Origin of the sequence: Sedimentisphaera salicampi, assembly GCF_002117005.1 — a bacterium.
Lineage (GTDB): Bacteria > Planctomycetota > Phycisphaerae > Sedimentisphaerales > Sedimentisphaeraceae > Sedimentisphaera > Sedimentisphaera salicampi.
In genome coordinates this window covers 3,068,058-3,086,282 of record NZ_CP021023.1, presented here as the reverse complement: position 1 = coordinate 3,086,282, position 18,225 = coordinate 3,068,058, and the positions used below count along the sequence as shown (strand labels likewise).

The window sequence follows — 18,225 nt, the reverse complement described above, 5'->3', positions numbered from 1 at the left end:
TAACGAATAAACACCTGTAATAATCGGATAAATTTAATAATGAAGATTCAAGCAGTAAAAGGAACAAGAGATTTTTACCCGCCGCAGATGCGTCTGCACAACTGGATCTTAGAAGGCTGGAAAGAAGTCTCGCTTAGAAACGGCTTCGAGGAATATGACGGCCCAATCTTCGAGCATTTGAAGATGTATGAGCAGAAAAGCGGCGAGGAAATAGCCGAACAGCTCTTCAGTTTTGAAGACCGCGGCGGACGAGGGCTTGCCATACGCCCCGAGATAACACCCACCCTTGCCAGAATGGTCAACCAGAGAATCAACGCCCTGCCAAAGCCGATAAAGTGGTTCAGCGTGCCTCGAGTGTGCAGAGCTGAGAGGCCTCAGAAAGGCAGGCTCAGGGAGTTTTATCAGTGGAATATTGATATTATAGGCGTGGAGGATATTGTTGCCGATGCGGAAGTAATTCTATGCTCTGTAGATTATCTCCGGCAAACCGGGCTCACCGAAAAGGATATCGTAGTAAAAATCTCTTCTCGAAAAATGCTCGGTAAGCTCCTTGAGGCTTGTGAAATAGAGCAGGAACTTCATACCGGCATCTACGCAGCATTAGACAAGAAGGCAAAAATCCCCGAAGATGCCTTCGAGAAGCTGCTCGAGGAGAAATTACCCGATCAGGACAAGCGAGAAAAGCTTCTCGAAATATTTGCAACAAAGCAGCTAAGCGATCTACAGGAGAACCTCCAATACAGCAGCGAAGCAGCAGAAGCTATAGATGAACTTATCAGGCTATTCAGCCTGCTTAAGAGCATGGGCATCAGCGAATACTGCGAATTTGACATTGGAATCGTGCGCGGGCTTGCCTACTATACCGGCACGGTCTTCGAGATACACGACCGCGAGGGTGAGCTTCGGGCAATATGCGGAGGCGGACGCTTCGACAGCCTGCTCAAAGACTTCGGAGGCCCATCAATTCCTGCTACGGGCATGGGCATGGGAGACTGCGTTCTCGAGATTCTGCTCAGAGAAAAGGGAATCATCTCAGAAGAGATGCCAAAGCCTCCAGTAAATTATTTCATCGCTGTGATGGACGATGAACTCGTGGAAACTGCAGCAGGGCTTGCCGCCAAGCTGAGGCTCGCGGGACTTTCTGCGGAATTCTCATACAAAAAGGCCAAGATGAAAAAGCTTATGAAGCAGGCCTCTGAGACCGGCGCCGAGAAATCCATAATCCTCGGGGGTGAATATATCGAGAACAAACAGATCGTTTTGAAAAATATGGAAACTTCCGAGCAGCGAACAGTGGATTACAAACAGTTTTGCGATGAGCTGAAATACAGCGAACCGAATCAGGAAAACTCCGAAAAATAATAAGCCTGCTTGGTTTAATTCTTTATTAAGAAGGCAGGACGAAAAAATCGTTTTTTAACGCAGTTCTTTATATAGAAAGAAATCAGGAGACGAAAAATGCAAGGCTCAATTGGAGACAGATTTCAGCAGCAGACCAAGTATGACAGGAACAAACCTTTAGGAAAAAGGCTGGACTGGGCAGCAAAGCCTGAGACATACAAAAATTATCCAGACTGCAAAACAGCTGCTCTGCCTGCCGCCGAAGGAATTTCTGAAATGAGCCTTCACGAGGCTCTGAAAACAAGACGCAGCGCTCGCAGCTACCCTCCAAGACCTCTTAAGATTAAAGAGCTCTCTTATCTGCTCTGGGCTTCAACCGGCATATCCAGCAGAGCCGAAGGGTTCGAATTCCGCACAGCTCCATCTGCGGGAGCTCTCTACCCAATCGAAACTTACATCGTGATCAACAATGCTGAAAGGCTTAGTCCGGGCGTATATCACTACAACATACAGAAACACTGCCTGGAAGTGCTCAGGGAAGAAGACCTGTCAATTGAAACAGCAAGAGCCGCTCTCGGCCAGAGGATGTGCGCAGAGGCGCCTGCGGTATTTATCTGGACTGCTGTTTTTCAGCGAATGAAATGGAAATACGGTCAGAGGGCTTACAGGTATATATACCTTGATGCAGGGCATATAGCTGAGAATCTTGCCCTTGCTGCTGCAAGCCTCAAGCTTGAGAGCTGCCAGATAGCGGCTATCTTCGATGATCAGGTTAATAATATAATCGGCGTTGACGGCACTGATGAAAGCGCAATATATATGAGCGTTGCTGGATAAGTTAGACAAAGACAACCCTGCAAGCCCAAAAAAATACCCCGCAAACAGCGGGGCATTTTAAGGATACTAAATGTTATATAATTGTGGAGACCGTTTTAATTTGCTAATTGTTTTTCTCAGGGAGCAAGCTCTTCAAGGCCGCTGAAGATTTCTTCAGTTACCCTGAATACCGTACCGTGGCGAGTGCCGGAGGGGAAAGAGACCTGATCGGTTATATCGCTCCAACTGCCCAGATCTTCTGATGCAATCGCACCCATATACCCTTCGGTGTAGGCATCGTAGTAGATTATCCACTGCCCGCCGGCTTTAACAATCGAAGGACCTTCAACCCAGAGCCCTTCGGGAGATATTGGCTCGGAGGCTTCTGAATACGGCCCTTCTGCCGAACTGCTAAATGCAAGACGCAGATTCTTCTGAACGGTTGGGGCTTTTGTTTCATCTTTCACCACCATCACATACTCATCAGAGGTCTTAGCGATGAAAGCATCAATCACGTTGAACCCGGGCTCATAGAAGAGCTGAGTATCGGAATAGGAGCTGAAATCTTTCGTTGTTACGCAGTAAATGCGGTGGTTGTTGTCGTCATCGGGATTGTAGGTTTCGGGGAATGCCCCGTCTATGGTTGTAGCCCAGAAGATAAAATATTCTCCGGACTGCTCGTCGTAAAAGATTTCCGGCGCCCAGCAGTTTTGAGCATTCGGCTCATCAGCCATAACAGGCAGAAAAGTCTGTTCAGACCAGTTTATAAGGTCTTCTGAGTGGGCAATACCTATGCCGTTATCCCACCAGCCTGTTGTCCATACCATATGAAACGTTCCATCTGGTCCTTGGCAAATGCTGGGGTCTCGCATTAGATTACTTCCAACATTTGGAGAAAGCAGAGGCTGACCGCTGTTCAGGGCTGTGAAGTTTTTCCCATTTTCGCTGCCGGCAAGGTGAAGGCCGTTCTCGCCGTTTCCTTTGAAGTAGCTGTAGAGAAATTTGGTTTTATGTGGTTTACTTGTTTGCACAGTGAGAACTGCCGCAGAATACGCGGGCATATTGAATCTCACGGTCTGCCCGCTTAGCCCAACGCCCTTCGTTTCAACTTTAACAGCATCGGGATTTTCCATAGAGTTTGCAGCATACAAATCGCCCGGAGCCACGTATTCCAGATATGCCTCTTCCGGGACAAACGCCCCGTCGATCTCAAATTCCGCGTTTTCCTCATCAGACTGCGGATTAACTATATGCACATAGAGAGTCTGCTCATCTTCTGAAAGAACAGAAGAAATGCTCAGGCCGCTGTCAGGGCCTTCTGTCTGAACGTAGTTAGGTGCATAATGATCCCGCCACAGCTTCATTACAACGTAATTTGGAGCGGGGAACCAGCCTGTATGGTCGAAGTTTATGAAGGCATTATTCCAGCCCGAAGCTGAGGTGTGCCTGAGGAATAGGGCAGGGCCGCCAATCTTAAAGCAGCCGCCGTGCTTTTCGTAAACGTTAAGTATGCCGCCTGCAAAGAGCCCTGTTCTCCAATCGATTGTCTGGAGATTCCACTCAGAGTTGTAAATCTTCATATCAGGGTTTGCAGAGCCAGCAATATAGTTAGAAAGATCAGTTAGAAAATCGTCATAATTCTGCGGGCCTGAGGAAAAGCCCTCTGCTCCTTCATAATGGTGCACACTTATATAATCTATCAATTCAGCGCAGCTGTCGATTATGTCTCTGTTCCAGCCCATATCATAGCTTCCTCCGCCAACAGCGATAAGCTGAATCGGAACACCCAGTTCATCCGCCTTCTGCCTGAGTGCAGGTGCAAAGGCCTGGACCTTATCGATATATGCCGCTGACCCGGCTGCCCAAGTTTCGTTGTCAATCTCCCAGTAGGTTACGTTGTACGGCTCGGGATGTCCGTTCTGTGCACGCACAGCTCCCCATGTTGTGTCTGTGGAACCGTTGCAGTATTCCATCCAGTCCAAAGCATCCTGCAGGTACTGATCTGGGTTGGAATGCTTCCACTGCGCCGGTGCGCCGCAAGCGCTGTCCAAAACACCCGTATTTATCACAAGCAGAGGCTCTGAGCCTATCTCCTCGCACATCCGGATAAATTCATCAGTTCCGTAGGAATTTATATCCTGATCGTCCCACATATTAGCAGGATAAATTTTTCTGGTATGCTGAGGGCCGATCGCATCCTTCCAGAAATACAGCGAGGCAAAGCAGCCTCCCGGCCAACGAATTATAGGAGGATTCAGACCTTCTACTGCTTCAAGCAGGTCCGGGCGGTAGCCGCCGGTGTCAATTGAATCCTGCCCCATCATACTAACCTGATCGATTTTCACTGTTCCGGAGCCCTGCGAGATGATTCGCATAGAGCCGTTCTCTGTAGAAGAAGAGGGCGTAATAGTGAAAGGGAAATCATCCCAGCTTGAATCAGGCGCAGAAATTGCAGCCTCACCCAAAACGGTTTCGCCGTCCATAAATTCAATCTTGAGCCCGTCGGGCATATTACCTTTTACCCAGAGCGAACCGTGATAAGGCTGCTGAGTGAATTTGAAGTTATTCTGCTGGAGCCCTGCCCCGCTGCCTGAAGCAGTGATTTCTGCGCTGAGGCTGTTGTTCAGGGCATCGGAAGAGATTGAGGCATCAATATCGCCATAAAGCTGCCAAGACTCAGCACTGAAGGGCTGAGCAGGCAATACCGGCAGTCCGCTGAATAACACCTCCTCTCCCGGGAGATCAGTAACCTGAATGTTTCTGTATCGAACCTTGGTTGCCCAGCTTCCAACGCCTATCTGACCTGAAGAAAAAGGCGACTCGGAATCTGTAAAATCAAACAGCAGACTTCCATCCAGATACACCTGCCAGCTGCTGCCTTCGCAGCGGATTCGGATATCATACCACTGATCTGTATTTATGCTGCCTGCGGAAGAGACTAAGGTTGATCTGCTCCCGCCTGTTTCTTTTTCTACTGCGTGCTGAGAGTTTTCCCAGCCGCCCAGATTCAGCCAGTATAAATTATCACTGTTTTCGGCTCTGAAGACCACCAAGAAGCCTTCATTGCCTTCGTCTTTTCGTGCCTCGAGTGTTAGCTCATAGTCTGTCCAGCTCTGGTCGCCGAATTCAAAATGAATATCAGTGCCGAGACTGGACTGAATAAGCTCGCCATTATCTTTGCTCCAAGTTCCTGCTCCGTTTTCTGTGAGTTCAAAGCTTCTGTTCCAAATCATTTCGCCCCAGAGCCCGCCGTTTACTGAGTGGTAGATATGCTCAAGGAAATGACCGTAAACATTTTCATCAACAGTATGAAGGACGTTTGAAGTATTTATATAATACGGCTGCTGAGCTTCCTGAATCGAACGGCTGTAAATATTCTCATTGTAGCTCAATGTATCAAGCAGCCAGTCGTGTGCGAGGGCTCTGAGCCCAATAAGAGGTACGCTGAGCAGGTTTATGTCTGCACATACGGCATAATCCTCCATATCCACCTTGCAGTCCATATTGTAATCACCTTCGAGATAGCCCCAAACGCCGCAGGAATCATCCTCCACCCGTACATCAACAGCTCTCGCAGTAAGCCCGTCGTACTGGGAGCTGCTGCTTGAGGCTGAATGCTGAATTGAGGCATTATCCAAGTTTGCCGATGGGTCTGAGATCTGCACGGTTATCTGCTGGGGTATATCCCAGTTTTGGGGAGTAAAGGTTATATCAACAGGCTGGCCGTCTCCGCTGCCGAGCGTTAATCCTTCAGGAGGAACCGCAGTTACAACAACATCCTGTGAAGGAGGTTCTATCATAGCAATGCTGTAGGTATCTGTGGAATTTTCATCATTTCGGAAAAGGACGGTACCTGATTCTGTTTCTGTTACAGAAAACGGCGTGTATGCCATAAATTCGCTTGGAGACAATACAGTATTGCTGAATCTTACATTATCAAAAAAGCCTGTTATATGATCGGTGATATTTCCGTCATACCAGCCGCGCCCTACCGTCCAGCTGTAATCTGAGGCAGCGATTGAATTCTCTGCGGGGGTTTGGGAGGATATATCGAGAGTTCCTGCAGTCTGAAAGCCGCTGCCGTCGGTTTTGTCGCAGTACATAGTAATCGTTTCGCCGTCGCTGGTAACTGCAAGATGATACCAGTTATCGGTTTCTGCGGTAAAATCGGAATCCAATATCCACCGCTGCCCCGCAGAAGTTTCATAATTCAGGCGGAACTGCCCGCCTACCCCGTTTTTCTGCAAGTAGAAATCCGCTTCTGGGTCGCCGTTGGAAGAGCCGTTTCTGCCAATGAGCGTTTCCCAGTCTGAGATATCCTCAAGTTTTGCGGAGATTTCAATTGTCCATGTTTGGGGAGACCATTCATTCAGAGAATAAGCGGTTGTATATCCGTCCTGACCACCATTGCAGTATCCGCAGAGGCCTGTAGGGCTCTCTCCTGCTGCAAATGCAGGGCCGTATGTAGTGTTGTAGCCGAGCAGAACATAGCCGTTTACAGTATCAACACTGCCCCCGGAGGGCATATCAGAAAACGGCAGACCATCTGCTCCATCTTCAAGATCCCATTGTGCGAGAGTTTCAGCCGAAGCATTGGAGAAGAATAATGAACATAAGAAAAATAAACATATTAAATAATTGCGAATTCGCATATCATAACCTCTCATATTCCATTTTTATGATTTGAAGGGATGGCAGATTTGATTAACATAAAATGCACTCCGGCACATACTATATGCCGGAGCGCTTGGATTGTGAATTTGAGTTTTTAGCTCAGTTTTCTCTATTCCCAGTCGCAGGCAGAATATGGAACTCTGCTGCATTTGAGCCAGTCGAGAGCTACAAGAGCAAAATCACTAATGTTAACGCGGCAATCGCCGTTCAGGTCGTATGTGTCCAGGTCGCTTCCTTCCGGAGCAATGCACACATACTCATCCGGTTTGAAATCTACGTACAGATCAGCAACTTCTTCATCGCTCAGTGCATAGCTGTAGATTCTTACATCATCAACACCGCCTTGAATGGCAGGGTTGCCATCGAGGTTGGAGCCGCCAATTCTTATTGGCGCATCAGGATAGCCCAGCGAGCTCATATCAACGCCGGTTTCTTCTACGAAAGCACCGTCTGCGTAGAGTTTTGCTGTTCCATCATCTGGATCGTAGGCTGCTGTCATCATATGCCACTCACCATCGTTATAGGCTACAGGATCATCTGCATTATCAGAATTGAGCCCGGGCCAGCCCAGAGCGTTTTCTATAATGAACCTGCAGTCTTGGCGGTTACCCGTATCGATTCCGAAAAGGAATCCGGAAACTGATGAATTACCCGTCTCAAGCCTTATTATCGGATGTGTCCAGCCGGCAGTTTCATCCATCTTATACCAGCAGCTGAAAGTGAATCCATCATGGTAGAAGTTGTAGTAGTCCTGATTTGGAATCTCAACAAAGTCGCCGTCGTTGAAGAACCATGCGGCATCACCGTCGATGGCTGTCTGTCCTTCAGTGCTTGCATAGTTCGGATCGCCCGGTCCTGCAATTGAATCGTGCACAGTAAGAACGCCGTCGTTGGAAGGAACGCTCGGATAAACATCATTCACAGAATCTTCAAGGTTTCCGTCGAACTTCCAGTGCCCTATCAGACGCGGCATATACCATCTTGCGTAAACCGGATCGGAGGATGTGTCGCCGTTGTAGCAGACGCAGTAAACCTCGCCTTCGTCATCGATAGTACCCCCAGTGATTGTAAGCGTCTGGGTGGTAGTGCCGGAATAAATTCCGCCATCAGAGAGCGGGGTATCTGTCTCGCCGTCAAACCACTGGTATGTCTCGGCTGTGAGAGTTCCTTCTACAGTCAAAGAACAGTTTCCGTTCTCATCTGCAACTGTATTTTCAGGACCGCTTACGAAACCCGGCTTGTGAGACACAGTAGTGAAGCTCCACGTTGGGCTGTAGTAATTGTTCGGATCTCCGGCGGGTTTAGGATTGCCGCTGCCGTCATCAAGACCTTCTTCCACATACCACTCATACTCTGTTCCCTGCTCAAGAAGCAGCGGCCCGTATGAAACGTTCGGATCGCTGTAATCTGAGTGAGTAACGGTGTATGGAGTTTCGATCATATCGCCGCTGCCGTCGCCCTTAGTGTGGTAGATGTAGTGAACGAGGATATCAGGATTAACTGCAGTTTCCTTACCAGGGCCGGCTTTGAAATTAAAGCTTAAAGAAGCCTTGTCGCCGTGGATATTTCCGACAGTTCCATCCTCAGGATGATAAGGCTGAGGATCAGGCTCGTATGCAGAGAGATCAGCTCCGAGAAATTCGGTTGTATCCAGCACTTCGTCGCTGAACCTGATATCATCAAGGTACCCATCAATATGGTCAACGAAATTGCCACCGTACCAGCCGCGGCCGAACGTCCAGTTGAATCCGCTTTGAGCAAGTGCGTTATCAGCTACGCTCTGAGAGGAAATATCAAGCGTGCCCACGTTTACAAATCCCTCACCGTCCATTTTGTCGCAGTACATATTCACAGTCTCACCGTCACTGGTAACTGCAATCCTGTACCACTGATTTATAACCGGAACAAAATCGCTGTCTAATACCCAACGCTCGCCGCCAACGGTCATAAAATCAATGCGGAAAGTATCGTCTTCGCCGTCGTTTGAAAGATAGAAATCTGAGGCCGCATTCCCAGCAGCAGAGCCGTCTCTTCCGATAATAGTATCCCAGCCGTCCATCTCTTCAAGATAAACTGCTACTTCTATAGTCCATACGCTTGGCGACCAAGTAGTGAGCGCCTCGGCTCCTGCATAGCCGTCCTGATGATTGGCATCAACGTTCATACTGAGGCCTTCACCAGAAGGTGTTAGATCAGAATAGGACGCGCCATAATAGCTGTCCCAGCCGTACATAGGATAGCCGGCGACTAAATCGGCAGAATAACCGGAGCCGCTGGCAACGCCTTCCGGCGTGAAAGGCTCGCCGGCAACGCCGTCTTCAAAATCCCAATGGGCAATCGTTGCTGCCGATACAGGCAGTGCTATAACCATTGCCAATGTAATCAATAATGTAATTTTCATATTTCTCATAACAAGCTCTCCTGTTATATTATTAACGTTAATTTAACCAGCATTAGTAAGACCAAGAACAAGCGTCTTCGCTAATACGTCCGCAATCCAGCCATGCACTCATAACTTCTATCATATCAGTTAGATCCACTCGGCAGTCGCCGTTTACATCGTAGCTGATCGGATTGTTCTCATCAGAAACACAAATATACTCATCAGTTTTTATGTCTGTGTAAAGCTGAGCGATCTCTGTTGGAGTGAGCGCGTAGGAATAGATCCTGAAATCGTCCATGAGGCCGTTGTAGTACGGATCAGCTTCCCACTGGCTGTCGCCGATGAGATTATTAGATGGATTGAATGTATTTGGATTAGGAGCCATAGATTCATTCATCACAACCTGTTCACCATCAAGATACAGTCTGCCGGTATCTCCGCCGAGTGTTACGGCAACATGATGCCACTGGCCTGAAGTAATCCAGGTTGAGGTTTCCATAACCGCCTCGCTTGTGCCGTCATTAATTACAAAACGAACTCCGGGATCCCCTCCGGCATCAGGAGACATATACATATAGGTGGAGGTGTCATTTCCAAATCCGAAAATACGCTGCCATTCATCGCCTCCGTTGCGGTAAACCCATGCAGAAATGGTAATATCTTCATAGTTTGCAATGCCTTCCGGAAGCGTTGCATACTGTCCGTATGCGTTGTTCGGGTCTTCGCTGTCGCTGTTGTTGAAGTAAACGCTGTACTGACCAATATTAGCATTAACCACGTTCGGATCTGTTACAGGGAAGTCGAGTCCGTCGTCTGAATCATTTGCCTCGCTGAGGATAGACATATCTGCCCCGCCAGCGACATCCGGAGAAGTTCTGGTTTCCCCGTCGATATTGATTGTTTCGAGCGGATAATGGTGAACGAGCCTGCGTGTAACAAGGCGTCCGGGAGCTTCTTCACTTGTATCAGAACCGGCATAATTCTCCGCAGTGCAGTAGTAGTAGCCTTCTTCAGCAGGTGTAACACCAGTTATTGTAAGAGTATCTGTGGATGTGCCGCTGTACACCGTGTCATCAGAGAGCATAACATCTTCAGTTTCGCCAACTTTATACCACTGATAGCTCACGCCTTCAACATCGCTCATTTCCGTAACAGAGAACACTGCATCTTCGCTTCCGTCGCTGGCAGCAAGCTGATACTGCGGCGAAACATCACTCAGCACAGGAGAAGCAGGTACAGTAGTGTACATTCTTCCCGCACCTTGATACACCGTTGAATCCGCTGCTACCGTATCAATTCTCCAATAGTAATCCGTAGAGTTTTCGATTGTGATGTCGTTGTAAGGAGTGTACTGAGCCGTTGCAAGGTTCTTACCTGCGGTTGAACCGAGCTGGTCGTATGAAGATACGTCGCTGATTGCTGGATCTGCGATATTCGGGTCATCACCGAAATATACGTTATAGTGGTCAACTGTAACTGAAGATTCCGGGGTCCATGTGAGAGTCTGATCCAGAGGAACCAGATCTTGGCCGTATTCAGGCACAGAGCTTCTGATCACAATACCCGCAAGGCTCTCAGGCCCTGTGAGGTTTGTATAAGCTGCTTCATTCGGATTGAGCACCTTGTCGTAAATGCGGAATTCATTTATAGAGCCGTACCATTCGGGGTCGTTCAGATATCCGCCTTTGCCAAGATAGGCAAGCTCATTTGAAATATCGCTGAGATTGTTGTCTTCGGAAAGCTCAGCCGTTCCAACCATCTCTCCATCAAGATAGAAATAAATCTGCTCATCGTCCACAGAGGCAATCATATGATGCTCGACGCCGTCATCATATTCCGTACCGTTCACACCGGTTTCCGTAGCCCATGGGTCGCCTGTGTTGTTAGTACAGATAGCTGCCCTGCTTACATCATCTTCCCGGGCTGACGACATAAAGAAGTAATTTATGCCCATCCATGTAGAATCAGGATTATTACCGCCCAGATATGAAAGTATTGTGTAGCCTGTGTTCCCGCCGGCTGTCGGAGTGTACCACATCTCCATAGTTAGCTCTGAATAGGTGTTTGCAGCAATGCCTGCTGCATCCATCTCAAGCCAGTCGTCTGTACCGTCTAAAAGCAGCTCGCCGCCGGATACATAAGCATCCCCTACAAGGGTGCTGGTAAGACCACCGACCACATCATCAGCATTTTCGTTGAAGGTGTAGCGGTGATTCACTGCTGCTGATGACTTTGTTGACACTATAAGTGCCAGCAAGATCATTAGAATTAAGTTTAATCTGTTCACAATAGAATCTCCTAAAAACATAACATATAATTTTTACTTTTCCGAATATCCACCAAAAGGACATCCGCCATTTTGTTCATAACCTTTTCTCTTTTACTAAACATTTACCGTTAAGCACCTCTCTTTCAAAATTTATTTATTCTAAAAATATCTTCGGTTCTGCAAAAATACACCAGTCGCTTTGGATGCTGTAAATCGGCTCACCTTCTCTATACACTACCTCCGGGTCACCCCCGTCGGTGGTAACGATTGTGAGGAAGCGGTTTTCAGGATTTATTTTGATGTTCAAAGAATCAACTGCACCTTTTGTTGTAACGTTTGTTTTGCTGTATTTGAGCTCGCCGTCTATCAGCACCCAGAAATCTGCGTTGCACTGCTGCCATGACGAATTGCAAATTCCTATTTCAGAGCTGAACGATTCAATCTCTGCCCCCTTAAGCTGACTGCGCAGGGCGTCAAGATCGAAGGTTATCCCGATGTTGGCGTGCATAAATATAGAAGAATTATCGCTTTTTCCGTAATCAACGCCGTCCAATTCAATAGGCCGGCCGTCAAGGAGGTTTAAGTGTTCAGTTATCCCCACGTAGTAATTTCCCATAGTTTCAGGGCACTCTTTGAAGAGATGACCGGAAGAAGAAATAATCTGGCTCTTAGTTCCATTCGGAACAAACACCCCATCAATGAACGGACTTTCCACGCTCCTGAATTTGTTGTCTGAAGTTCGGTCTTTTGCCAAAATTTCAGCATCAAACTCCGCTTTTACCGGATTCAGCTCAACACCTTCAATGCCCGTACCGAAACCGTTACCGCCGGAAACCAAATCCGCCATACCCACATAATCCTGTCCCCTGCGAATCAGGTTTGTTTTGGAATTGATCTGCTTTACAAACATATCCCTGCTAAGCTCAATATCCTTAACCTTACCAAAAGATGACACCACCCTTTTGGCATGGCCCTGGACGACAGAAAAAGTTTGCCTGCTGTTTTTTTCGCCTGCGAGAAGCCTTGTTCTGCCCTTGTGTACGTGAAGCTGCGTGTCGCCGACTGCCTGAACCCCGAATTCCGTGCCTAAATCTACGATCCTTGAGGTTGCGGTATCAACGGTGAACCCAACCGCCTCCGAGGGCACTCTGGCATAGAGGCTGCCGGATTCGATGTAGATCTGATTATCCGATTTGCAGTAAAATTCGCTCGGCGCTTCAATCACCACTGATGCCCCGTAATCAAATTCAATCTCAGCATAGCCTTCTTTGAGAATTATCGGTTCTGCTGAATTAGTAAACACATCGCCTGTCTCAAAATTTCGGCGTGAGCCCTGCCATTCCGCGTTGATAGAGTCCTTCAGTTTCGCCACCGGCTGCTTTGCAGGTAAAAGCTGGGCGTACAAAATTATCAGCAAAAGAGCAGCAACAGATGCGGCTGTTGAGACGAGCATAAATTTATTCACTCTCTGAGCCCCTGCTACCGGCTTAAATTTTTCGGGATTTTCCTTTGTCCTGCATTCACATTCCCTGCAATGCTCAACCTTCGGGGCGAGCTGCTCCTGCGCTGCAAGCTCCTCAAGCACGTTGAACAGCTCATTCGTTTCTTCAGGGCTGTTCAAGGAAGCCAAAGCAATCGCATTGCTTTTTTTTAAGCGTGCAGCAAGCGAATAATAATCAGCAACATAGCTCATCACCTCTTCGCTGCCGGCCATAAGACTGTTTAGGCGCTCTGCCTGCTCAGGGGAGGCTTTGTCTTCCAGAGCTAAATACAGAAGCTGATCAATTTCACTTTTCAGGTATTTATTCATATCTTTAATCTGCTGGAGCAGCCTTCAAACAAGCAAGCAGCTTGCCGTGTATTCTGCTCATAATCTTATACACATTCGTTACTGACAAACCAAGAAGAGATGAAATCTGCCTTGGCTTGAAATCCTGATAGTATCTCAGCTCCACCATTTTCCTTGAACGGGAATTGAGCTTTCTTATGCAGTTTTCAAGCCTTTCCATCCCCTCATCTTTCGTCTGATTCTGCTCTACCATATCAGAAAATTTGTCAAAAAGCTGCTGATCATACTGCACACGGGTATTGGCCTTTTTCTTTCTAAAATCCAGTATCTTAAAATAAGCAATCTGAATCCCCCATGCCACAAAATTGTCTATCGGCTTAGAATCCTCATACTTTTCGAACATGGTCTTCACTGTATCCTGCAGAACATCGTCCGCATCGTGGTAATTTCTAACCATACTGAGGATGTAAGCATATATCCGCACCTGATTTGGTATGAGCAAATCAAGGAAATCATCGCTTGTCTTTTTGCATTCCGTTTTCATATACTGCCCTTAATCTTCTGTAGTTAAGTTTCTCCACAAAAGCAAATTAAGACAAATAATTTAAAAAAATTAAAAATTCAACCATTTTGAATAAATTTCCGTACATTCATTCAAATAATTTAATGCTCCAGCTGCATGCCGCGGATTACATCGCCGTACTGATTTCGGCCGATAAATGAATCTCCGGACATCTCAACTATGCACCTGTCTAAAGCCTCATATTCAGAAGGCCAGCTAATTTTGATAATGTTCCCTGAAAGCTGCCAGCTCGCATCGTCATAGTTTGCAATGCTTCCGCCCGGAAGGAAATCGTATATCTTCTGCCGGCCGTAATTGATGCTCATTCTCCAGCTTCCGATAATATCATCCGGGGACGGACTGGCTTCTTTTGTAGTTTTAGGATTATCCTCGCTCAGCGGCTCCCCAACAACAGGCCATCCGCTTTTGCACCAGTAAATCGGGCGAATCTGCAGGATTCTCTGCTTTTCAAGCTGGAAAGTATCGTATGTATGATGAACCATCCAGCTGCCCTTCTCAGTGGTAAGCACGGAATTATGACCCGGCCCGCGCCAGTGGTCGTTGTTTGCAAGAACGAGAGTTCCGCCGCCTTCAGCGAGCTGCTTGCCGTCGTAATCAAAATACGGCCCGAGCGGTTTTTCCGACCGCCCAACCATAACTCTGTATGTGCTCTCCGCTCCATCGCAGCATAGCCCCCACGATACAAACATATAATACATACCTTTATGCTTCACCATATAAGCCCCTTCAATCGCATGGGAGGGTGTGTTGGGGATCTCCGGAGTGTCCGGCCTTGCTGCCACTGTGGTGATCTCGGGATTATCCTCAAGCGGTTTGCCTGTATCGGGGTCTATCTCAATACCCTTGATCCCGCCCCAGAACGAACCCCAAACCATAAACGCTCTGCCGTCTTCCTGCTGAAAGGCAGCAGGGTCTATAGCATTGAAATCATCTTTTCCCGGATGGGAGTCTATCACAAGCCCAAGATCTTCCCAGCCGTAGTCGGATGAATCAGGATTCAGAGCCTCGCTTCTGGCCACGCCAATCACAGACCGCTGGCTGCCGAATGATGAAACACTGTAATAAACGTAGTATTTATCGTTGAGCTTCACAATATCTGGAGCCCATATCCCTTCAGTCTGCGGGATTGCCTTTTTTGACCATGCAGGAACGGGTTTGTCAAACACAGTGCCCACCTTCTGCCATTCCACAAGATCATTGGAGTGATAAATCGGAAGCCCTTTCCCCGTTGCGAAGATATAGTATGAACCTTGCCCGTCTGAGATTACTGCCGGGTCGGGCATTCCCTGCAACACGCCTTCTTTTGCATACAAATTCCCTGCTGCAGCAACCACAGCAACAACCAAATATAAAGCTAACCTTTTCATTTTATGCTCCTTTAAAATAATTCTATGAAATTCATTTTGCTGGTTCAACCCCTTCTGTAGTCATCCGCACTCTTTTCATCGTGCCGTCGGGATTGTAGTTGAGATAATCAATGCATACAGACCTTCGGAAACTCCCGCCATTTGTGGGGATTCCGCCGGTATGGTAGAAGAAATAGTCTTTGCCCTTGAAGCTTATAATAGCCTGATGATTTGTATTGCAGTTACCGGCAAGCTCGTTGAGAATACCCTTGTACTCCCAAGGCCCTTCTATCGATTTGCTCATAGCGTAGGCGGTTTTCTCGGGGAACTGATATGCGTAGGAAAGATAATACCATTCGCCCCGTTTGTGTATCCAAGGGGCTTCGGTAAAGTGCGGCAGACCTTCAACCGTATGAATTTTTCCTTCTGTTTCGATCATATTGTCTTTAAGCTTAATCCAGCGGCACTTCGTATTCCCCCAGTACATATACGCCTGTCCGCTGTCATCAACGAATACAGTCGGGTCTATATCATCCCACGAGATCTTAATATCTGTGGTCATATCGTTAGTAATCAGAGCCGAACCCCGCGTGTCTTTGAAAGGTCCTGTCGGTTTGTCTGAAACGGCAACACCAATCGCCTTGCCGTGAATCTTTTTGTGAGAAACCGTTACATACCAGTAGAACTTCCCGTCCCTTTGAACAACCTCTGATGCCCAAGCATCTCCTCTGGCCCAGTCAAAATCGTTTGCCTTCAAAGGTACAGGATGCTCTTTCCAGTTCACCAGATCATCTGAAGAGAAGCAGAGCCACTCATTCAGCACATACCTGTGCTCTCCTGACGGACATTCATCGTGGCCTGCGTACAGGTAAACCTTCCCGTCATGGACTAAGGCAGAGGGGTCTGCGGTGTATTTCTCTGTAATTATCGGATTATCTGCAAAAAGCAAAGAGCCATAAGCCGCAGTGATAAGCAGAATGAATCTGAACATAACTTTTTCTCTACTTCTAACCATATCTACCTCTTGTATATTTTAAGGATAATTATTCTAACACTGCCGTGAAACCGCCGTTGGCTTTGAGTTTAACATTTAATGACTTCATTTTTTTGCCGAATAATTGCCTGTATTCAAAGCTTCGATTCTTGCCGTCTGTTATGATTTTGATTGATTTATCTTCGAGATTATCAATAAACGATAAGTCAATGCTTATGTTTTTCTTTTCAGCTTCTCCATTTATTCCGCCTATATACCAGCTCTGGCCCTTTTTGCGGGCTATTACAGCGAGCCTGCCCGGATAGCCCTTGATGAAATTAGTTTCATCCCAGCTTACAGGCACCTCCCGCAGGTAAGAAACAACGTAATCGGGCATCAAATCATATTCTTCCGGCACAAGCCCAAAATGCTGTATGCCGGATTCGAACACAACCGAGAGGGCAAGCTCGAAGCCCAGAGTGGTTTTCAGCTGCACAGAGCGAATCTCCGGATTGAATACAACCGGCGTAAAATCCATAGGCCCAACAACATTTCGAGTGAATGGCAGTATGCAGGAGTGCTGCGGCTGAGCGTCTGCGTTTTCCTGATTAAATGTGCAGTATTCCATGCCCTTAACAGATTCAAGGGTGAGCATATTCGGGTAGGTGCGGTGCCAGCCGCGGGGAACAGTCGCTCCGTGAAAATTAACCATAATCTCAAAATCGGCAGCGTCTTCAAGGATCTCCTGATAGAGCTTCATCGTGGCCTGTTTATCGCCGCCGAAGAAATCAATCTTAACGCCTGCAGCTCCTATTTCCTTGAGCCATGCAAACTCTCTTCGCCTTGCAGAACTGGTATGCATTTTGTGCTTCGGGGTCATAGGAGCATCATTCCAGAAGCCGTTTGAATTGTACCAAAGGATTACCTTCACCCCCCTTGATTTTGCTTTTCTCGCAAACTCTTCCATCTTTTCTCTGCCGATGTTATTATCCCAGTAGCAATCTATAAGCATATACTCCCAACCCATCTTTTCAGCAAAATCAAGAAATGAATTTGCATATTCAAGATTAGAGCTGGAGTCTGCATAGCGCAGCCAGTGCCAGGCGGCTCGGCCGGGCTTTATAAATCCGGTATCCTCAATCCTGCTTGGAGAGGCAAGATCCGCAACAGCAGTTGACTCCACAATATCCCCTAGCTCATCGCCTACAATAATCACCCGCCATGGTGTTTTAAGAGGGAGCTCTTGCCTCGGATATACAGAATCTTCAATGCCTCTGTGTTCTTCAGGCTGGGGAAAGCCAATCTTATACGCCCCATTATCATCTGCCTTCAGCAACCTCGCTGCACAGTAGCCGCTATATACGTCTGTCTCGCAAACTAATGCCCAATTATCATCGGCAGTTTTGAAAAGGCCTGGCATACACCAGCCCTGACCATACTTGGAATCCTCCCCCACCGGTCTTCCGGCGGCATAATGTTCTTCGTATGAAGGCTGAGTTTTCTCCCAGCCTGTTTTGGCCTCTGCCATCGGATGCAGCCAGCTAAGGGTGTCAGAAGGGAAATTAAAGCTTGTATTTTCTTTATTTACCACAGCGTAAGAACCTTCCGCTTCCGGCAGGATATACCTGAAGGCCACTGAATCATTTGAAACCTGAAATACAAGTTTAAGAACTTTACCTTCCTTATTGGCGAGAGTGAATAGCCTTCTGTTTGCTTTGTAGGTGCAGTTTTTTTGTTTGCCGTGAAGCATCTGGTATTGCTGGGAAACCTCTTGAACCCCGCTCGCAGATTCAAGCTTGAAATCAGAATAGAAAGGCTGACCTTCGCATAGAATGCCAAATTCAGAGGGCTCTAACACTTCTTTCCCCGCATATTCAACGGTATAACACGCAGCCCCTTTATCGTTTAAAGAAAAAGAAATGTCCAATTTTCCGTCCGGGCTGGAAAGCCGCTCTGCCGAAAAGACAGCGGAAGAAAAGGACAAGTGAATCAGCAAAGCCGTAATAACACTCTTTCTTGTCATTAAAATTCTCCATTAAAAATGCTGGCAG

At 47.3% G+C, this 18,225-nt stretch carries 10 protein-coding genes; 2 read left to right on the top strand and 8 right to left on the bottom strand.

Annotation, left to right across the window (positions count from 1 at the left end; genetic code table 11):
• The first annotated feature begins 39 nt into the window (after positions 1-39).
• Positions 40-1,362, top strand: coding sequence for a histidine--tRNA ligase (gene hisS / locus STSP1_RS11855; RefSeq protein ID WP_085756539.1), 1,323 nt, complete (start codon positions 40-42; stop codon positions 1,360-1,362).
• A gap of 96 nt (positions 1,363-1,458) precedes the next feature.
• The gene (locus STSP1_RS11850) at positions 1,459-2,178 is read left to right on the top strand and encodes a SagB/ThcOx family dehydrogenase (protein ID WP_085756538.1); all 720 of its coding nucleotides are present in this window, start codon (positions 1,459-1,461) and stop codon (positions 2,176-2,178) included.
• Positions 2,179-2,294: 116 nt separating this feature from the next.
• Here the strand turns inward: STSP1_RS11850 and STSP1_RS11845 are convergent, their stop codons facing one another.
• From STSP1_RS11845 to STSP1_RS11810, 8 genes are all read right to left on the bottom strand, one after another.
• Positions 2,295-6,809 (bottom strand): LamG-like jellyroll fold domain-containing protein, encoded by a 4,515-nt coding sequence (locus tag STSP1_RS11845; protein ID WP_161491728.1) that lies wholly within the window; start codon positions 6,807-6,809, stop codon positions 2,295-2,297.
• Positions 6,810-6,940: 131 nt separating this feature from the next.
• Positions 6,941-9,241, bottom strand: coding sequence for a LamG domain-containing protein (locus tag STSP1_RS11840; protein ID WP_085756536.1), 2,301 nt, complete (start codon positions 9,239-9,241; stop codon positions 6,941-6,943).
• Positions 9,242-9,284: 43 nt separating this feature from the next.
• On the bottom strand, positions 9,285-11,501 hold the full coding sequence (locus STSP1_RS11835) for a LamG-like jellyroll fold domain-containing protein (RefSeq protein ID WP_161491727.1): 2,217 nt from the start codon (positions 11,499-11,501) through the stop codon (positions 9,285-9,287).
• Positions 11,502-11,637: 136 nt separating this feature from the next.
• Entirely contained in the window at positions 11,638-13,293 is a 1,656-nt protein-coding gene (locus STSP1_RS11830; RefSeq protein ID WP_085756534.1) for an NPCBM/NEW2 domain-containing protein, read from the bottom strand.
• A gap of 4 nt (positions 13,294-13,297) precedes the next feature.
• Complete coding sequence (locus STSP1_RS11825) at positions 13,298-13,816, bottom strand: sigma-70 family RNA polymerase sigma factor (protein WP_085756533.1); 519 nt, start codon at positions 13,814-13,816, stop codon at positions 13,298-13,300.
• A gap of 119 nt (positions 13,817-13,935) precedes the next feature.
• Positions 13,936-15,222, bottom strand: a complete 1,287-nt coding sequence (locus STSP1_RS11820; RefSeq protein ID WP_085756532.1) for an arabinan endo-1,5-alpha-L-arabinosidase — start codon at positions 15,220-15,222, stop codon at positions 13,936-13,938.
• Between the two features lie 31 nt (positions 15,223-15,253).
• Positions 15,254-16,192 (bottom strand): glycoside hydrolase family 43 protein, encoded by a 939-nt coding sequence (locus tag STSP1_RS11815; protein WP_169712422.1) that lies wholly within the window; start codon positions 16,190-16,192, stop codon positions 15,254-15,256.
• A gap of 52 nt (positions 16,193-16,244) precedes the next feature.
• Positions 16,245-18,197 (bottom strand): glycoside hydrolase family 97 protein, encoded by a 1,953-nt coding sequence (locus STSP1_RS11810; protein WP_085756530.1) that lies wholly within the window; start codon positions 18,195-18,197, stop codon positions 16,245-16,247.
• Positions 18,198-18,225 lie beyond the last annotated feature (28 nt).

Coding starts and splice junctions, on each gene's coding strand:
- hisS (WP_085756539.1), top strand. CDS start 40: ATGAAGATTCAAGCAGTAAAAGGAACAAGAGATTTTTACCCGCCGCAG.
- STSP1_RS11850 (WP_085756538.1), top strand. CDS start 1,459: ATGCAAGGCTCAATTGGAGACAGATTTCAGCAGCAGACCAAGTATGAC.
- STSP1_RS11845 (WP_161491728.1), bottom strand. CDS start 6,809: ATGCGAATTCGCAATTATTTAATATGTTTATTTTTCTTATGTTCATTA.
- STSP1_RS11840 (WP_085756536.1), bottom strand. CDS start 9,241: ATGAGAAATATGAAAATTACATTATTGATTACATTGGCAATGGTTATA.
- STSP1_RS11830 (WP_085756534.1), bottom strand. CDS start 13,293: ATGAATAAATACCTGAAAAGTGAAATTGATCAGCTTCTGTATTTAGCT.
- STSP1_RS11825 (WP_085756533.1), bottom strand. CDS start 13,816: ATGAAAACGGAATGCAAAAAGACAAGCGATGATTTCCTTGATTTGCTC.
- STSP1_RS11820 (WP_085756532.1), bottom strand. CDS start 15,222: ATGAAAAGGTTAGCTTTATATTTGGTTGTTGCTGTGGTTGCTGCAGCA.
- STSP1_RS11815 (WP_169712422.1), bottom strand. CDS start 16,192: ATGTTCAGATTCATTCTGCTTATCACTGCGGCTTATGGCTCTTTGCTT.
- STSP1_RS11810 (WP_085756530.1), bottom strand. CDS start 18,197: ATGACAAGAAAGAGTGTTATTACGGCTTTGCTGATTCACTTGTCCTTT.